The following is a 17,075-nucleotide window of genomic DNA, read 5'->3' as shown; positions in this document are numbered from 1 at the left end:
GATTTTAATTCTTATGAAATCAAACCCGGAAGCCTATTTGTTCTTGCTCCCGGAAAAACGCACCACTGGGAACTTTCTGAAGATATTGACGGTTATATTTTTTCACACACGGCTAATTTTTACGATTTGCATTATTCCCACAACAGGTTGCATCAGTTTCCTTTTTTCTATTCCATCCAGAATACGCCTTTTCTGGCTTTAGACAGTGAAAACAGCAAAAAAACAGAACTCTTATTCCGTAAACTTTTGGATGAATACGAAAGTGCCAAAAATTTTCAGCAACAGCTTATTATAAGCTATATCGACATTATTTATATTGAACTGTCGAGGTTATATCTGATAGAAAATGCTCCAAAAATCATAAAATCTGGTGCTTATTCGGAGAAATTCCAGCAATTTGAAGACCTGATTGAAAAGAATTACATCTCAGAAAAATCACCTTCACAATATGCAGACTGGATGAACATCAGTCCGAAACATCTAAATCGGATTACAAAAACCATAATCGGAAAAACAGCATCTGAGGTTATCACGGACAGGATTATACTGGAAGCAAAAAGACGATTTTTACATACCAAAAATAATTTTTCGGCTATAGCCGAATCTTTAGGTTATGATGACTATGCTTACTTTTCGAAATTATTTAAGAAGAGTTCAGGCCTTACTCCTACTGGGTTTCTTAAACTCTACTAAGCGTAGTGTAAAATCTTGGCACGGATATTGGACAATAGCTTGTAAAGAAAAAATTATCAGTCAAGAACACTTAAAATAAGTAGAAATCATGAAAGCAAAATTTATAACATCTGCCCTATTCGCATTTTTATTTGCGACACAAATCCAGGCACAAGACAGGACGACCGTCACAGCCAACAGCAGTGATATCAGTGACAACCTCGACCTTAGAGCCGTAGCTTCCATCTTTGGAGACTCGCAGGATTTGGCAGACTTTGAAAGAAGGTTAAACGACCCTAAAACGCAGATTTCGAATCTTGACCTGAATGGCGATAATAAAGTAGACTATCTACGGGTTATCGAAACTGTAGAAAACAATACCCACCTGATTATCATCCAATCTGTTTTGGAACGTGATATCTATCAGGACGTTGCAACAATTGAAGTGGAGCGAGACAGCAATAACAATGTGCAGGTTCAGGTAGTAGGTGATGTTTATATGTATGGTACCAACTACATCTATGAACCCGTATATGTAACAAGACCTGTAATATTCAATGTTTTCTGGACTAACTATTACAGACCTTATTACTCTCCATGGTACTGGAGTTACTATCCATCTTACTACTATACCTGGAATCCGTATCCTATTTACAGATACCACAGACATGTCCACAATCATATCAATGTGCATAACAACTACTATTATGTAAATACGAGAAGAAGCTCAAGAGCTGTGGCAATGTATAACACAAGACGTTCAAACGGATACGAAAGGCAGCATCCTGACAGGTCATTTGCACAAAGAAACAACAACGTCAGCAATCGATATGAATTGGTTCAAACAAGAGGCGGTTCAACAAGAAATCAATCTGCTACAACAGGTTCCAGAAATTCAAATGTAACCCGAAGCACAACTACAGGAACACGAAATTCAGTAACGGCAAATAGAAATTCTGATCCTGCAATAACTGAAACCAGAACAACCGGAACCAGAACTCCTGACCGTGGCTTTACTTCTTCCACAAGAAACACAACACGTTCTGAAGGAACAACGATTAGGGCAAATTCTACAAGAACTACAAGCAGCCGTATTGAGACTCCTACCAGAGTAGAAAATACACGAAATACGCCAACAAGAAGTTATGAAACACCTAACAGAGCCAGTACTCCAAGAGTTGAATCATCTACAAGAAGCAGTGCTCCTTCCAACGCAAACATCAGCAGAGGGAATTCCGCTCCAAGACAAAGTGCTCCACAACAGTCAAGAGGTAATGACGGTGGCGGTTCAAGAGGCAATTCAGGCTCAAGAGGCGGCGGTTCCAGAGGCTAAAACAAAATATAATTTTTAAGAAAGGCGGTCATTTTCAGACCGCCTTTTTCATTGTAGTCATGTCTGTTGGCAAACAAGCAAAAAATATGATACCTTTGCCCCTCAATTACATAAAATGAGATTACACAGAAATTTAGTTTATACGACCATTGATTCGCTCCATGCTATTTTTAATGAAGGAGAATATGCCGATAAGGTTGTTGCAAGAGCTTTAAAGAAAGATAAGCGTTGGGGAAGCAATGACAGAAAATTTGTAGCAGAAACTATTTACGACATTGTTCGTTGGAAAAGACTCTACATGGAAATTGCAGAAGTAAGAGAACCTTTTGACAGAGATAATCTTTGGAGAATTTTTGCTGTTTGGGCTGTTTTAAGAGGCTACCCTATTCCGGACTGGAGACAATTGGAAGGAACGCCAGAAAGAAAAATAAAAGGCCGTTTTGCCGAACTTTCAAAAATCAGAAAATATAAGGAATCCATACCGGATTGGATGGACGAATTAGGTATAGAAGAATTGGGTGAGGAACTTTGGTCAAAAGAAATCATTGCCCAAAACCAACCGGCTAAAGTTATTTTAAGAGTCAATACCCTGAAGATTACCAAAGAAAAACTTCGTGCCATTTTGATGGACCAGGATATCGAAACCGAATTTTTAAAAGACCAACCGGATGCTTTGGTGCTTAAAGAAAGAGCCAACGTATTTTTAACGGACGCTTTTAAAGAAGGTTTTTTCGAAGTTCAGGACGCCAGTTCACAATTAGTTGCTCCGTTCCTGGATGTAAAACCGGGAATGAGAGTGGTTGATACCTGTGCCGGTGCCGGTGGAAAAACACTTCATCTGGCTTCATTAATGGAAAACAAAGGACAGTTGATTGCAATGGATTTGTATGAAAGCAAATTAAAGCAATTAAAGCTGAGAGCCAAGAGAAATGGTGCTTTCAATATAGAATACCGAATTATCGATACCACTAAAGTTATTAAAAAATTACATGAAAAGGCTGACAGGGTATTAATTGATGCCCCATGTAGTGGTTTAGGTGTACTCAAAAGAAATCCCGATGCCAAATGGAAGCTGCAACCAGAATTCATCGACAATATCCGAAAAGTACAGGCCGAAGTTTTGGAGAACTATTCCAAAATAGTAAAGCCGGGAGGAAAATTGGTATATGCTACCTGCTCTATCTTACCCTCTGAAAATCAGGAGCAAGTTAAACGTTTCTTAACAACAGAGACGGGAAAAAACTTTACCTTTGTAAAAGATGTTAAAATCCTGGCTTCAGAATCAGGATTTGATGGATTTTATATGGCGTTATTTGAACGAAAAGACAAAAAAGAATAATCAAATGAAAAAAAACTACTCTTTCCTATTATTGCTTATTGCGACAATAGGATATGCCCAGGCCCCTGCGGGTTATTATAATTCTGCTACAGGTACGGGATATACTTTAAAAACCCAGCTTTATAATATTATCAAAAATCATAATGACCGAAGTTATGCAGGTCTTTATACTACTTACCAGACATCTGATAAAAAAGCCAATGGAAAAGTTTGGGATATGTACTCCAATTGCGATTTTACTTTTGGTACAGTAGCAGAAGGCGGTAATCAGGATAACGGAACCAATGCAGCAACAGAATGTGTTTTCTTTAACCGTGAACACACTGTTCCGCAAAGTTATTTTGGCAACGGAGCCACACCAATGTATTCTGATGCGCACTTCGTATTGCCTACAGACAAAGTAGTTAATGCCAGAAGAGACGACTATCCTTTTGGCGTGGTGCAAAATGCTACATGGACTTCGCAAAACGGTTCTAAATTAGGAAACAATCTTAATTCAGGATATTCTGCAGGATACTCTTCTACTGTTTTTGAACCTATCGATGAATATAAAGGTGACTTTGCAAGGCTTCTTTTTTACTTTGCTACACGTTATGAAAATTTGCTTGCCGGTTTTTACACTTCGTCTTCATCGACTTCTAAAGCTATGTTTGATGGTTCGAGCGACAGAGCGTTCTCTCCTACTTTCTTAAACATTCTGCTTACCTGGAACCAACAAGACCCTGTAAGTGCCAAAGAAATAGCACGAAACAATGCTATTTATGCCCGTCAGAATAACAGAAACCCATACATTGATAATAATGCTTATGTAACCATGGTTTGGGGTACGCCGCTTGCTGTTCCGGTATACGAATCGCTTGCCGCTGTTAATGTATATCCAAACCCATCCACCAACCACAAAATCAATATCGATACAGAGTTGCAGTTGGATGAAATACAGCTGATTAACATCAACGGGCAAATCATGCAACAAATCAAGAATCCGGCATCACAAGGCAAGACTTATACTCTGGAAAATCTACCATCCGGTTTCTATTTCTTAAAACTGACTTCTGACAGCCAGTCAGCCACCAAAAAAGTAATAGTGAATTAACGTTACATTTACATATAATTCTTACAAAAAATGCCTGATTTTTAAAAATCAGGCATTTTTTCATTATTTAATACGTTAAATTTTAAAATCCTATTGGTAAAACCAATTACATTTGCCATCCCTTAATTATAATTTAATGAAGAAATTTTACACTCTGGCAATGGTGTTCAGTGCATCTTTTGCCTTTGCTCAAGCTGGTGCGCCCGCTCCTTATTACAACGGATTTGACTTCAGCCAAACAGGAATGGCTTTAAAAACAGCCCTTGCGCAAAAAATTACATCAACGCATACCCGAAATTTAAGTTATGATGGTGCAGAAGAAGCCATCAAAATTATCGATCTTGACCCGGCTGATGCTACAAACACGAATGTCCTGCTTTTGTATGGCTTCAGCAATTCAATCTGTCCGTCATCTCAGGCAGACGATAACGACCACAGACGCAGAAACAAAAACAGCGATGGTGGTGGTGCTACCTGCCAATGGAACAGAGAGCATACCTATGCAAAATCTTTGGGAACTCCAGACTTAGGAACTTCAGGGCCTGGTGCTGATGCACATCACTTAAGAGCTGCCGATGTTCAGAGAAATGGTGACAGAGGAAGCGAAAAATTTACTGCCGGTTCCGGAAATTCACGTGACATTACTTCATCAACCTGGTATCCTGGTGATGAGTGGAAAGGCGATGTTGCCCGAATGATGATGTATATGTACCTGAGATATGGTAACAGATGCCTTCCAAAAAATGTTGGGGTTGGTACAGCAGTAGCGTCAGATACTAACATGATTGATTTATTCCTTCAGTGGAATGCTGAAGATCCGGTGTCACAATATGAAGATAACAGAAACACCTATTTAGGGAATGCAAACAATGCTTACGGACAAGGAAACAGAAATCCTTTTATTGACAACCCATATCTGGCCACTTTGATTTGGGGAGGTCCGGCTGCTGAAAACCGTTGGCCGTCGCTTTCAACACAAGAATTCAATCCGCTTTCTGCTGTTTCAGTATATCCGAACCCGGCAAGCAATGGTAAAATCAATATTGCGTCTGATATCGTTTTGGATGAAATCCAATTGATTAATATCAACGGACAAATCGTTCAGGAAATTAAAAATCCTGCTTCACAAAACAATACTTATACTTTGGAGAATCTTCCTTCAGGATTTTATTTCCTGAAATTAGGTTCACAAAACCAAACGGCTACTAAAAAAGTAATAGTAAACTAACTATCGCTACTAATAAATAGAGAGCCTTTCTGAAATCAGAAAGGCTTTTTTTATATTTTTATTAAAAAAACTATGGAAAATAATTACCTAGAAATCAACCGCGAAACCTGGAACAAAAAAACGGAAGTCCATGTAGATTCCGAATTTTATGACCAGAAAGGTTTTCTGGAAGGAAACAATACGCTAAAACCAATTGAATTGGATTTGCTTGGTGACATCAGTGGCAAAAAAATACTTCACCTGCAATGTCATTTCGGGCAAGATACGATGTCGTTGTCCCGACTGGGGGCAAAAACTACCGGAGTCGACCTGTCTGATAAAGCAATCAATAAGGCACGTGAAACGGCACAGCAATTAAACCTTGATACTCATTTTGTTAATTGTGATGTATATAGCCTGCCGGAACATCTTAACGAAGAATTTGATATTGTATTTACCAGTTACGGAACAATTGGCTGGTTGCCTGATTTGGATAAATGGGCTAAAGTAATCCAACGGTTTTTAAAACCCGGCGGTAAATTTATCATGGCAGATTTTCATCCGGTTGTCTGGATGTTCGATGATAACTTTGAAGGAATCGGTTATAATTATTTCAAGGAAAATCCGATAATCGAAACTATAAATGGTACTTATGCAGATAAAGAGGCTCCAATTTCTTCAAAAACAATCAGTTGGAACCATGCTACCAGCGAAATCCTTAACAGCCTTATCATAAATGGTCTGGAATTGAATTCTTTTAATGAATATGACTATTCGCCCTATGATTGCTTTAATAAAACCGAAGAATTCGAACCTGGGAAATACCATATCAAACACTTAGGAAATAAAATCCCGATGGTGTATTCTATTGTAGCAACAAAAAAATAAGGCATAAAAAAACTCCAATTACTGCAATTGGAGTTTTTTTATTTCTGTTTGATTAGTCGTTCATAGAAATCAGGAATTCCTCATTATTTCTGGTCTTCTTGAAACGGTCATTAATAAAGTCCATGGCTTCAACCGGATTCATATCAGACAGGTATTTTCTCATAATCCACATTCTTTGTATCGTTCCTTCGTCTAAAAGCAAGTCGTCTCTTCGGGTACTTGATGAAGTAAGGTCTATAGCCGGGAAAATACGCTTGTTGGCAATCTTTCTGTCCAGCTGCAATTCCATGTTTCCTGTTCCTTTAAACTCTTCAAAGATAACCTCATCCATTTTAGAACCTGTTTCTGTCAGGGCAGTTGCGATAATACTCAAAGAACCGCCATTTTCAATATTTCTTGCCGCTCCAAAGAAACGTTTTGGTTTTTGCAAGGCATTCGCATCCACACCACCACTCAATACTTTTCCTGATGCGGGCTGAACTGTATTGTAAGCTCTTGCCAAACGAGTAATTGAATCCAGAAGGATAACCACATCGTGACCGCATTCTACCAATCTTTTTGCTTTTTCCAAAACAATGTTGGCTACTTTTACGTGTCTGTCTGCAGGTTCATCAAAAGTTGAGGCAATTACTTCTCCCCTAACGCTTCGCTGCATGTCTGTTACCTCTTCAGGTCTTTCATCAATAAGCAAAACAATAAGATATACTTCCGGATGGTTTGCAGCTATGGTATTGGCGATATCTTTTAAAAGCATCGTTTTACCTGTTTTTGGCTGTGCCACAATCATTCCTCTTTGTCCTTTTCCTATTGGAGAGAACAAGTCGATAATTCTTGTAGAAATAGAGCTTTGTTTTCCGGCGAGATTAAATTTTTCATCAGGAAAAAGTGGCGTCAGGTGTTCAAAAGAAACACGGTCTCTCACAACCTGCGGGTCATGTCCGTTGATTTTTAATACTCTTACCAAAGGAAAATATTTCTCCCCTTCTTTTGGCGGACGTACAACTCCTTTTACAGTGTCACCGGTCTTTAATCCGAATAGTCGTATTTGAGAAGTAGAAAGATAAATATCATCAGGAGATGCTAAATAGTTATAATCAGAAGAACGTAAGAATCCATAACCGTCAGGCATCATTTCTAAAACACCCTCACTTTCAATTATACCGTCAAATTCAAAATCAGCATCTCTGAAATTGGCCTTTTTATTGTTCTTGAAATTCGGGTTTGCGTTGGGATTGTTATTCTGGTTTTGGTTTTGATTCGGATTTTGGTTTCCGTTACCGTTTTGGTTTTGGTTCGGATTTTGGTTTCCGTTACCGTTTTGATTTTGATTCTGTTTTTGGTTTGGGTTCTGCTTCTGATTTTGCTGTGGCTGCTGTTGTTTAGCCGTTTTTTCTAACCCTTTTTGAGAAGAAACCGATTCTACTTCAACCGGTTGCGGAGCCACTACCTCATTTGTATTTTTTTCTGCTGCTTCTTCTTTGGCAGCCTGAGGTTTCTCAAAATTATTTTTATTGAATCGTTGCTTTTTATCTTTTTGTGTTGGTGCTGCAACTGCATCCGGGCTTTTGGTTTCTGCTGTTTTAGCAGGATTTACGGGTTGTTTTGCAGCGGGTTTCTTTTTTTCCTGGATTGGCTGTTCGCTTACAGCTGTTGGTTCCGGTTCAGAAAAAAGGGTATTTGTATTTTCTACAGCAACTTTAGGTTTTTTCTCCGGGATTATCCTTGCCCTTTTAGGTTTGGCTTCAGTTTCAGCGGCCGGAGCAGGAATAACTTCAGGATTTGCTGCCTGATAATCCAAAATTTGATAAATCAGGGCTTCTTTTTTTACTCCGTTAATCTTTATTTTTTTAGTTGCTTTAGCAATATCCTGAAGCTCAGACAGCTTCATTTCTTTTAATACAGAAATATCAAACATGAATGTTTTTGAATTAATTGTTGGAATCTTTGAAAGAGTAGATGTGATTCTATTTTTTTTGAAAATGGATAATCCGCTAAATGAAGTGCTTACGGATTTCTTATGCAATAATACGAATAAATTTTAATCATGCAATAGTATTTATGAAAAAGAAAATATATTTTTGTGGGACAAATCAACAAATAAATGATTCAGAGAATCCAGACCATCTATCTACTGATTGCCTTTATTATTATGGGCATACTGCCTTTTGTTTTTCCGTTGGAAACTTCTTCAACCGGTGTAAAAACTTTTGCGGCAGACCATCTTGTAGATATGATTTTGTTTGGATTAAGTGCTGCTCTTTCACTGATTGCCATTTTTTTGTTTAAGAATAGACAATTGCAATTTGTCCTTGGCAGATTGAATATCATATTAAATTTAATTTTATTAGGATTATTTGTATATCATTCACTAAGCGTATCCGGAGAGGTGGCGACCTCTGAGAAGGGTATTGGGATGTTTCTACCTATTTTTTCTATCGTTTTTCTAGTGCTTGCAAACAAAGCCATAAAAAAGGATGAAGATCTCGTAAAATCTGTGGACCGATTGAGATAAACCTATAAACTTAGTTTTATTTAGTGCGTGAAAAAGCCCGAACTTTGTTCGGGCTTTTTTTGTAGTTCATCGATTTTTATCGCATTTCGCAAGGTTAAATTAATTTGTTGTGGTATTACTTCAAAAAAAAAGTTAAATTTGGTTAAGCCAATTACCCCATAAATGGACACAAAAATTAGAATATATCTCGCTGACGATCACCAGGTTCTCATTGACGGCATGCTTTCAATGCTGAAGACCAACCCTAAGTTTGAAGTCGCCGGATACTCGCTAAACGGCGAAAATCTGGTCGAAGATGTCGAAAAAAGCAAAGCCGATGTACTTGTCATGGATATTAATATGCCCATAAAAGACGGTATTGAGGTGCTTCGTGAATTCGCCACAAAAGGTTTTAGCTGTAAGGTCATCATACTTTCCAGTTATGATGATGTAAAAATCATAAAAGAAGTACTAAAACTAGGTGCTAACGGCTATCTGAGCAAGCAAAGCGCCGGTGAAAATATTATTGAGGCCATCAATGTAGTCGCAAATGGAGAAGAATATTTTTCACAATCCATACGCGACCGGATTTTTGAATCATTTTCTAAAATACCACAACAGAGTTACATTAATGAAGCCATGCCGCTTTCCTCAATTACGGAAAGAGAACTGGAAGTACTCAAACTCATCACAATGGAATACAGCGGAACGCAAATTGGCGAAGAGCTGAATATCAGTACCAATACTGTAGAAACCCACCGCAAGAACCTGATCAAAAAGCTTAATGTAAAAACAACCATCGGATTGGTCAAATACGCCTTAAAACATAACTTAATTAATTAATCTATAAATCAGAAACTATGTCATTATTCTTAAAAAACTACAGTATCGGAAAAGAAGATGATACTTTTAGAGTAGCTTTTCAAATCCCCATCAATTGCGAGTACACCACCTTTGTAGACCCTTATGACGTTAATATTATTGCCGTTACTTTAAAACCGTACGAGAAAGACCCATCAACTGAGTTTGTAGAATACTACGAATACTTTTCTTGTATAGAGAATGTTATCAATGTAGATTTTGAACTTCCTGATGGAAATAGTGGCGGAATTGGTGATGGTGATCCTGTAACAAAAAAACCAAGATTGAGAATAGATGACCTTAAAATGGACTAATTTCAAATTGCCATTTTGGACAATACTATTACTATTCATTTTATTTTCCGGATTTGTAACGGCTCAAGATAAAGCCAAAGACTCTTTATCCTATTATATTGAGAATAAAGACTACCTTAATGGTTTAAAATATTCAAGAGAAAAGTCAAAGCTCTATCTGGAAAACAAAGATTATAAAAGGTATTGTGATGTCAGCCTCAAAAAGGCTGACATCTATTTTATGCTTAATGATAATCAAAAATCCTTCGAAACCTTATTCAAGGCCCTTAAAATTGCAGAAGACCATAATATTGTAGAGTCCCGAATAAAAATAATGGAAGATATAGGCCATCGTTATGCTTCTATTAGGGACTATAAAAAAGCAAAAAAATATTATGAAATATCTTTAAATTTAAGAAAAAGAAATAATCTTTTGAGTGATGATTTATTCGTCTATCAAAGACTTTATAAAGCTCTTTTTTATTTAGATTCAGATAGTGTTACATTTTACATGAATAAAATAATGAGAAGCGCGAAAAAGTCGGGAGATTTTTCAAGACTTTCATCAAGTTATAATAATTATTACACTTACTATTCCAATAAACAAAATTATGTGTTGGCAAAAAAGTATCTTGATAGTTGTGCTTTTTATGCCGAAAAAAGCAAAAGTACAGAACGTATTGTAACGAGCTTAAGTAATCTTGGCTACCATTCTCTTACTGTTGAAAAAAATTATAAAAAAGGTATCGAACAATATTTGAAAATATTGGAAATCAACCCTAGCGATACTATTTCACAAAATGTTAGTGATACATATCTCAACCTGTCATATGGCTATGAAATGATGGGCGACTATAAAAATGCTATCGACTACATGAATAAATATTTTCATGTTAACGAAACAATTTATGAAGATAATATCAAACGAGCCATTTCGGATGTAGAGACAAAATACAAGATTGAAAAAATCGAGAACGAGAACAAAGAAAAGCAGCGTTTAATGGAGGAAAAGCAAAAGAACAATCAAAAAATAATCCTGATTTTTATTGCGCTTTTTGCTTTCAGTACCATCCTGTTCTATTTCTTCTACCAGAACTTAAGGCTGAAACAAAAAAACAGATTTATAGAACTGGACAGGCAGATTAAGCAAAATATCATCAATGCAACCATTGACGGACAGGAAATTGAACGAAAAAATATTGCTACCATACTTCACGATAGTATTAGTGCATTGTTGTCTTCTGCCGGACTCCATCTTTCTGCCTATGCTGCTAAAAATCCCACAGAAAATTCTGAAGAAATCCAAAAGACCCGGGCTATTCTTAAGGAAGCACACGATAATGTCAGGGATTTATCGCATGAACTGATTCCGCCATTATTGGCCAAGTTTGGACTGTTTCATGCTTTGCAGGACCTTTGTGAAAAAAACTCAAACTCCATACTTCAGTTTGAATATTCCAGTTATGTTCCACAAGGAAGACGTTACAACGAAGAGTTTGAAATGCGGGTGTATTTTATTACTGCAGAACTTTTCAACAATATCATAAAGCACAGTAAAGCTTCTAAAGCCTATATTACGCTGGAAGAGAATAACAAACAGCTTCTGCTTACTATTGAAGATGATGGTAAAGGCTTTGATACGAGCAAGGAATTATTGAGTGATGGTTTTGGGCTTACACAAATCAAATCCAGAATTAAGCACTTAAAAGGCACCATTTCCATCAATTCAAAAATTAATGCCGGAACCTTGATTTACATCAAACTCCAAATTCCGAAATAAAATTAGATACCAATCCTCTATGGCCTCTTCCCTATTTCAATTACTTCCAAATCTTTAATTTTATCGCCTACAATAACAAAACGAAGCATAGTTCTCACCTGATGGAAACCGGAAATACCACAGGCTCCGGGATTCATATGGAGCAGGTTTAATTTTTTATCAAACATTACTTTTAGAATGTGCGAGTGTCCTGTGATGAAAAGTTTTGGTGGATTTAAAGCAATTTCACTTTTAACAGCCGGACTATATTTTCCGGGATAGCCACCAATATGTGTAATCCAGACATCTACGTCTTCACACATAAATCTGTTGTTCAGCGGAAATTCCATTCTTGCCTTATCACCGTCAATATTGCCAAAAACAGCCCGTAATGGTTTGTGTTTTTTTAAAGTATCTGTTACAATCAGGTCGCCAATATCTCCGGCATGCCATACTTCGTCTGCCTGGTCGACATATTTTAAAATCGTGTCATCTATATGCCCGTGGGTATCGGAAAGTAAAAGAATTTTTTTCATCTGTCTTAAAAATTAGGCCGGATAAAATTACAAAGTTTCCAGAGTCCTGAATCTAAAAAACAAAACTCTTTTAGTTCATAACTTTAAGAAAAATTTGAAACCCTGCATTCTTACTCCTATAAAACTTATGACTATCTTTGTTTTTCAAAACTTTGGATTTACTTCACCTTGAGATATTTCATCGAATTTGCCTATAACGGCAAAAATTACCACGGCTGGCAACAACAACCTAACGCTCCTTCTGTGCAGGAAACGCTGGGCAAGGCTATTGCTGTCCTGCTTCGGAGCGATATTGAAATTACGGGTGCGGGAAGAACAGATACCGGCGTTCATGCCAAACAAATGTTTGCCCATTTTGATACGGAAATTTCTTTTGAGGCAACAATTTTAAAGAACAGGCTCAATTCTTATCTGCCCAAAGATATTGCCATTCTTAAAATCCATACTGTTGCGGATGATGCCCATGCCCGGTTTGATGCGGTGAAAAGAACTTACGAATATCATGTTACAACCGTAAAGGATGTCTTTGAAGAACCTTTAAGCTGGTACTGCCATCAGGCTCTTGATATGGAAAAAATGAACCAGGCCGCAAAAATTCTTTTCGAATTCAGCGATTTTCAGTGTTTTTCAAAAGTGAATACCGATGTAAAAACTTTCCAATGCAAAATCATGGAAGCTTATTGGAAACAAGACGGGCATAAACTGGTCTTTACAATTGCTGCCGACCGTTTCCTGCGAAATATGGTACGTGCCATTGTAGGAACATTAGTAGCTGTTGGCATGGGCAAGACAAGTCTGGAAGATTTCAGAAAAATTATCGAAAGTAAAAACCGAAATGAAGCCGGAGCTTCTGCCCCGGCCCAGGGTCTGTTTCTAACCAAAGTGGAATATCCTTATATTTGTGGCACTCAGCCGATTGACAAAAATTAGCCTCGAAAAAAGAAATGAAAGCATCTGATACTAAAATATTTAAACGAATAATGGAGTACACCAAACCGTACAAAACCCGGTATTACTGGGTTATTTTCTTTGCGGTTACTTTGTCGGTTTTTGCTGCACTCCGCCCTTATTTGCTAAAACAGACTGTTGACAGTTACATACAGCCGGAAGACGCTACCGGACTATTATACTTTATCTTATTAATGGGAGGCGCCTTGATTATTGAGGTCGTTTCGCAATTTTATTTCGTTTTCCTTGCCAATTGGCTCGGACAAGATATCATCAGAGATATCCGTGTAAAACTCTTCGGCCATATGATGAGTTTCAAAATGAAATATTTTGACAATGAGCCGGTCGGGAAACTGGTAACGCGTTCCGTTTTTGATATTGAATCCATCTCAAAAATCTTTAGTCAGGGATTGTTTATGATTATAAGTGACCTGCTGAAAATGGTAGTCGTATTGCTTTTTATGTTCTATATGAACTGGAAGCTTACTATCATTGTAATGTGCGCTATGCCGGTACTGGTTTATGCTACACGCGTTTTCCAGAAAAAAATGCAGGTGGCTTTTGAAGAAGTGAGAACGCAGATTGCTAACCTCAACACTTTTGTACAGGAACGTGTTACCGGAATGAAAATCGTACAGCTATTTTCGAGAGAAGATATCGAATATGAAAAATTCAAAGTAATCAACGACAAGCATAAAAAAGCCTGGATTAAAAACGTTTGGTACAACTCTATATTTTTCCCGATTGCTGATATTGTTTCGTCTATTTCTCTTGGCCTGGTTGTTTGGTATGGTGGAATGAACATCGTAGCAGCAAACGGAACGACGACCTTTGGAGATTTATTCTCTTATACTATGTTTATCGGGATGCTTTACAATCCTTTACGCCAGATTGCGGATAAATTCAATGAAATGCAGATGGGTATGATTGCTGCGAACCGTGTTTTTGAAGTTTTGGATATGGAAGGACATATTCAGGATAAAGGAAAAGTTACGGCTCCTACTTTTAAAGGCAACATCGATTTTAAAAATGTACATTTCAGCTATACCGGTAAAGAAGAAGTTCTGAAAGGCATCAATATTCATGTCAAAGAAGGAGAAACTATTGCTATCGTTGGAGCTACCGGAGCAGGAAAATCGACAATTATAAACCTGCTGAACCGTTTTTATGAAATTAACGGAGGTGAAATACTGATTGACGGTACCAATATAAAAGATTTTACTTTAAAAAGCCTTAGAAACCAGATTGCCGTGGTGCTTCAGGATGTATTTCTTTTTGCCGATACGATTCACAACAATATTACCCTTGAGCATCCGGATATTTCAAGAGAAGATGTCATCCGTGCTGCAAAAGAAATTGGCGTCCATGATTTTATAATGACATTGCCGCATGGTTATGATTATAATGTAAAAGAACGTGGTGTAATGCTTTCTTCCGGACAGCGACAGCTTATTGCTTTCTTAAGGGCTTTTGTAAGCAATCCGAGTATACTGATTCTTGATGAGGCTACTTCGTCTATTGATTCCTATTCTGAAGAATTGATTCAAAAGGCTACGGAAACCATCACGAAAGGCAGAACTTCAATTGTAATTGCCCACCGATTGGCAACTATTGTGAATGCCGATAAGATTATTGTCATGGAAAAAGGAAAAGTAGTAGAACAGGGAACACATTACGAGCTGATTAACAAGGCAGAAGGTTATTACAAAAACCTATACTACTCCCAGTTTGCAGTAGAGAGCTAATACCCAACTCATGAAATTATTCTTCAAACTTCTTTTTATTGTCATTATTCTTGAAATAATTATTGGAATTTCCTGTACTTATATCATTCAGGAGTCTTCAAACAGGTTCTTGGTCAATCTCTCCAATCTGATTATTATTTTTCTCAGTTTTCCGATTTATCTGATTGACAAAACCTATCCGTTTTATGCTGTTGGCTCCGAGGGTTTCGGGTTTATGCTCGTATTCATAAATGTTACGCTACAAACACTGGCTTTGTATGCTTTTATAAGAATTGTGACAAAAAATAAAAATTGATACTAACAGCAGTTGTGGAAACTTTGCGAGAGCGAAACTTTTCCATAACCAAATAATTAATTATTTTCGTACTCTTAAATAACAAGAAAAAATTATACTCTAATGAAATACGATATCATTGTTTTAGGAAGCGGTCCCGGAGGTTATGTAACAGCCATCAGAGCATCGCAATTAGGCTTTAAAGTTGCCATTATCGAAAAAGAAAACCTTGGCGGTATCTGCTTGAACTGGGGATGTATTCCAACTAAGGCATTATTAAAATCAGCACAGGTTTTTGATTACCTAAAACATGCTTCTGACTACGGTTTGACTGTTGAAAAATTTGATAAGGATTTTAACGCTGTCATTTCACGTTCGCGTGGTGTTGCTGACGGAATGAGCAAAGGCATCCAGTTCCTGATGAAGAAAAACAAGATTGATGTTATTGAAGGTACCGGAAAAGTAAAACCTGGAAAAAAGATTGATGTTGTTGGAAAAGACGGAAAAACGACAGAATATTCTGCAGACCATATTATCATTGCTACCGGAGCACGTTCCCGCGAATTGCCAAACCTTCCTCAAGATGGTAAAAAAGTAATTGGCTACCGTCAGGCTATGTCATTGTCTGAGCAACCAAAATCAATGATTGTTGTTGGTTCAGGAGCTATTGGAGTTGAGTTTGCACATTTCTACAATGCTATGGGAACTGAAGTTACCATTGTTGAGTTTATGCCAAACATTGTTCCGGTTGAGGACGAAGATATCTCAAAACAATTCGAGCGTTCTTTGAAAAAAGCCGGTATCAAGATTATGACAAATGCTTCTGTTGAAAAAGTAGATACTTCCGGAAATGGCGTAAAAGCTACCGTAAAAACTTCAAAAGGAGAAGAAATCCTTGAGGCTGATATCGTGCTTTCTGCTGTTGGAATTAAATCAAACATTGAAAACATAGGACTTGAAGAAGTTGGAATCGCAACAGACAGAGATAAAATTGTAGTGAACCCATACTACCAAACCAACATTCCTGGCTATTATGCTATTGGTGATGTAGTTCCTGGTCAGGCATTGGCACACGTAGCTTCGGCTGAAGGAATTCTTTGTGTTGAAAAAATTGCCGGCTTGCACGTAGAGCCAATCGATTATGGAAATGTTCCTGGTTGTACGTATGCTACACCTGAAATCGCTTCTGTTGGTTTAACAGAAAAACAAGCTCGTGAAAAAGGTTACGAATTGAAAATTGGTAAGTTTCCTTTCTCTGCTTCAGGTAAGGCAAAAGCTGCCGGAACTCCTGATGGTTTCGTAAAAGTTATTTTTGATGCTAAATATGGAGAATGGTTAGGATGCCACATGATTGGTTCCGGTGTAACCGATATGATTGCTGAAGCAGTTGTTGCCAGAAAATTAGAAACTACAGGCCATGAAATCATCAAATCTATCCACCCTCACCCAACTATGAGCGAGGCAATTATGGAAGCTGCTGCTGATGCTTATGGTGAAGTGATACATTTGTAGGATTTTTGATTTGAGATTTTTGATTTGAGATTTTAGAATTAAGATTGCAGATTTTAGAATTAAGATTGCAGGTTGCAGATTTTAGATTTTAGATTTTAGATTTTAGATTGCAGATTTAGATAAT

The 17,075-nt window shown here is 37.4% G+C and carries 16 protein-coding genes; 14 read left to right on the top strand and 2 right to left on the bottom strand.

Features of this window, described 5'->3' with window-relative positions; genetic code table 11:
- The 6 genes from ASG38_RS11610 to ASG38_RS11585 all read left to right on the top strand — a co-directional run.
- A partial coding sequence (locus ASG38_RS11610) for an AraC family transcriptional regulator (RefSeq protein WP_082482206.1) occupies positions 1-693 on the top strand: 693 nt, incomplete at its 5' end.
- An 88-nt stretch (positions 694-781) separates the two neighbouring features.
- Positions 782-2,005: a hypothetical protein gene (locus ASG38_RS11605; RefSeq protein WP_056070903.1), complete on the top strand. Its 1,224-nt coding sequence runs from the start codon at positions 782-784 to the stop codon at positions 2,003-2,005.
- A 115-nt stretch (positions 2,006-2,120) separates the two neighbouring features.
- A complete protein-coding gene (locus ASG38_RS11600; RefSeq protein WP_056070901.1) occupies positions 2,121-3,344 on the top strand; it encodes an RsmB/NOP family class I SAM-dependent RNA methyltransferase in 1,224 nt (407 codons plus the stop codon).
- Between the two features lie 4 nt (positions 3,345-3,348).
- Complete coding sequence (locus ASG38_RS11595; RefSeq protein ID WP_056071438.1) at positions 3,349-4,437, top strand: endonuclease; 1,089 nt, start codon at positions 3,349-3,351, stop codon at positions 4,435-4,437.
- A 136-nt stretch (positions 4,438-4,573) separates the two neighbouring features.
- Positions 4,574-5,665 (top strand): endonuclease, encoded by a 1,092-nt coding sequence (locus ASG38_RS11590; RefSeq protein ID WP_056070898.1) that lies wholly within the window; start codon positions 4,574-4,576, stop codon positions 5,663-5,665.
- 72 nt (positions 5,666-5,737) lie between these two features.
- Positions 5,738-6,532 (top strand): class I SAM-dependent methyltransferase, encoded by a 795-nt coding sequence (locus ASG38_RS11585; RefSeq protein WP_056070895.1) that lies wholly within the window; start codon positions 5,738-5,740, stop codon positions 6,530-6,532.
- 52 nt (positions 6,533-6,584) lie between these two features.
- Here the strand turns inward: ASG38_RS11585 and rho are convergent, their stop codons facing one another.
- Complete coding sequence (gene rho, locus ASG38_RS11580; protein ID WP_056070892.1) at positions 6,585-8,447, bottom strand: transcription termination factor Rho; 1,863 nt, start codon at positions 8,445-8,447, stop codon at positions 6,585-6,587.
- 186 nt (positions 8,448-8,633) lie between these two features.
- Here rho and ASG38_RS11575 point away from each other — a divergent pair, with 186 nt between their 5' ends.
- The 4 genes from ASG38_RS11575 to ASG38_RS11560 all read left to right on the top strand — a co-directional run bounded on the left by ASG38_RS11575 (position 8,634) and on the right by ASG38_RS11560 (position 11,957).
- Positions 8,634-9,044, top strand: coding sequence for a DUF4293 domain-containing protein (locus tag ASG38_RS11575; RefSeq protein ID WP_056070889.1), 411 nt, complete (start codon positions 8,634-8,636; stop codon positions 9,042-9,044).
- A gap of 162 nt (positions 9,045-9,206) precedes the next feature.
- The gene (locus ASG38_RS11570) at positions 9,207-9,866 is read left to right on the top strand and encodes a response regulator transcription factor (protein ID WP_056070886.1); all 660 of its coding nucleotides are present in this window, start codon (positions 9,207-9,209) and stop codon (positions 9,864-9,866) included.
- 17 nt (positions 9,867-9,883) lie between these two features.
- Positions 9,884-10,198, top strand: coding sequence for a hypothetical protein (locus ASG38_RS11565; RefSeq protein WP_056070883.1), 315 nt, complete (start codon positions 9,884-9,886; stop codon positions 10,196-10,198).
- Positions 10,179-11,957, top strand: coding sequence for an ATP-binding protein (locus tag ASG38_RS11560; protein ID WP_056070880.1), 1,779 nt, complete (start codon positions 10,179-10,181; stop codon positions 11,955-11,957). Before ASG38_RS11565 ends, ASG38_RS11560 begins: the two co-directional genes overlap by 20 nt.
- 17 nt (positions 11,958-11,974) lie before the next feature.
- Here ASG38_RS11560 and ASG38_RS11555 read toward each other — a convergent pair whose 3' ends face one another.
- A complete protein-coding gene (locus ASG38_RS11555; RefSeq protein WP_056070878.1) occupies positions 11,975-12,472 on the bottom strand; it encodes a metallophosphoesterase in 498 nt (165 codons plus the stop codon).
- Positions 12,473-12,640: 168 nt separating this feature from the next.
- Here ASG38_RS11555 and truA point away from each other — a divergent pair, with 168 nt between their 5' ends.
- The 4 genes from truA (at position 12,641) to lpdA (ending at position 16,951) form a co-directional block, all read left to right on the top strand.
- The gene (gene truA, locus ASG38_RS11550) at positions 12,641-13,402 is read left to right on the top strand and encodes a tRNA pseudouridine(38-40) synthase TruA (protein WP_056070875.1); all 762 of its coding nucleotides are present in this window, start codon (positions 12,641-12,643) and stop codon (positions 13,400-13,402) included.
- A gap of 14 nt (positions 13,403-13,416) precedes the next feature.
- Positions 13,417-15,165, top strand: coding sequence for an ABC transporter ATP-binding protein (locus tag ASG38_RS11545; protein WP_056070872.1), 1,749 nt, complete (start codon positions 13,417-13,419; stop codon positions 15,163-15,165).
- A 10-nt stretch (positions 15,166-15,175) separates the two neighbouring features.
- Positions 15,176-15,460 (top strand): hypothetical protein, encoded by a 285-nt coding sequence (locus ASG38_RS11540; RefSeq protein ID WP_056070870.1) that lies wholly within the window; start codon positions 15,176-15,178, stop codon positions 15,458-15,460.
- A 102-nt stretch (positions 15,461-15,562) separates the two neighbouring features.
- On the top strand, positions 15,563-16,951 hold the full coding sequence (gene lpdA, locus ASG38_RS11535) for a dihydrolipoyl dehydrogenase (RefSeq protein ID WP_056070867.1): 1,389 nt from the start codon (positions 15,563-15,565) through the stop codon (positions 16,949-16,951).
- The last annotated feature ends 124 nt before the right edge of the window (positions 16,952-17,075 follow it).

The sequence above is a fragment of the Flavobacterium sp. Leaf359 genome, assembly GCF_001423985.1.
Lineage (GTDB): Bacteria > Bacteroidota > Bacteroidia > Flavobacteriales > Flavobacteriaceae > Flavobacterium > Flavobacterium lindanitolerans.
This window is presented reverse-complemented; position numbering and strand designations above follow the sequence as displayed.

Bases quoted from the DNA above. Each gene is read 5' to 3' on its own strand.
- ASG38_RS11570 (WP_056070886.1), top strand. From the start codon at position 9,207: ATGGACACAAAAATTAGAATATATCTCGCTGACGATCACCAGGTTCTC.
- ASG38_RS11545 (WP_056070872.1), top strand. From the start codon at position 13,417: ATGAAAGCATCTGATACTAAAATATTTAAACGAATAATGGAGTACACC.
- ASG38_RS11595 (WP_056071438.1), top strand. From the start codon at position 3,349: ATGAAAAAAAACTACTCTTTCCTATTATTGCTTATTGCGACAATAGGA.
- ASG38_RS11560 (WP_056070880.1), top strand. From the start codon at position 10,179: ATGACCTTAAAATGGACTAATTTCAAATTGCCATTTTGGACAATACTA.
- ASG38_RS11540 (WP_056070870.1), top strand. From the start codon at position 15,176: ATGAAATTATTCTTCAAACTTCTTTTTATTGTCATTATTCTTGAAATA.
- ASG38_RS11605 (WP_056070903.1), top strand. From the start codon at position 782: ATGAAAGCAAAATTTATAACATCTGCCCTATTCGCATTTTTATTTGCG.
- lpdA (WP_056070867.1), top strand. From the start codon at position 15,563: ATGAAATACGATATCATTGTTTTAGGAAGCGGTCCCGGAGGTTATGTA.
- rho (WP_056070892.1), bottom strand. From the start codon at position 8,447: ATGTTTGATATTTCTGTATTAAAAGAAATGAAGCTGTCTGAGCTTCAG.
- ASG38_RS11590 (WP_056070898.1), top strand. From the start codon at position 4,574: ATGAAGAAATTTTACACTCTGGCAATGGTGTTCAGTGCATCTTTTGCC.
- ASG38_RS11575 (WP_056070889.1), top strand. From the start codon at position 8,634: ATGATTCAGAGAATCCAGACCATCTATCTACTGATTGCCTTTATTATT.
- ASG38_RS11600 (WP_056070901.1), top strand. From the start codon at position 2,121: ATGAGATTACACAGAAATTTAGTTTATACGACCATTGATTCGCTCCAT.
- ASG38_RS11565 (WP_056070883.1), top strand. From the start codon at position 9,884: ATGTCATTATTCTTAAAAAACTACAGTATCGGAAAAGAAGATGATACT.
- ASG38_RS11585 (WP_056070895.1), top strand. From the start codon at position 5,738: ATGGAAAATAATTACCTAGAAATCAACCGCGAAACCTGGAACAAAAAA.
- ASG38_RS11555 (WP_056070878.1), bottom strand. From the start codon at position 12,472: ATGAAAAAAATTCTTTTACTTTCCGATACCCACGGGCATATAGATGAC.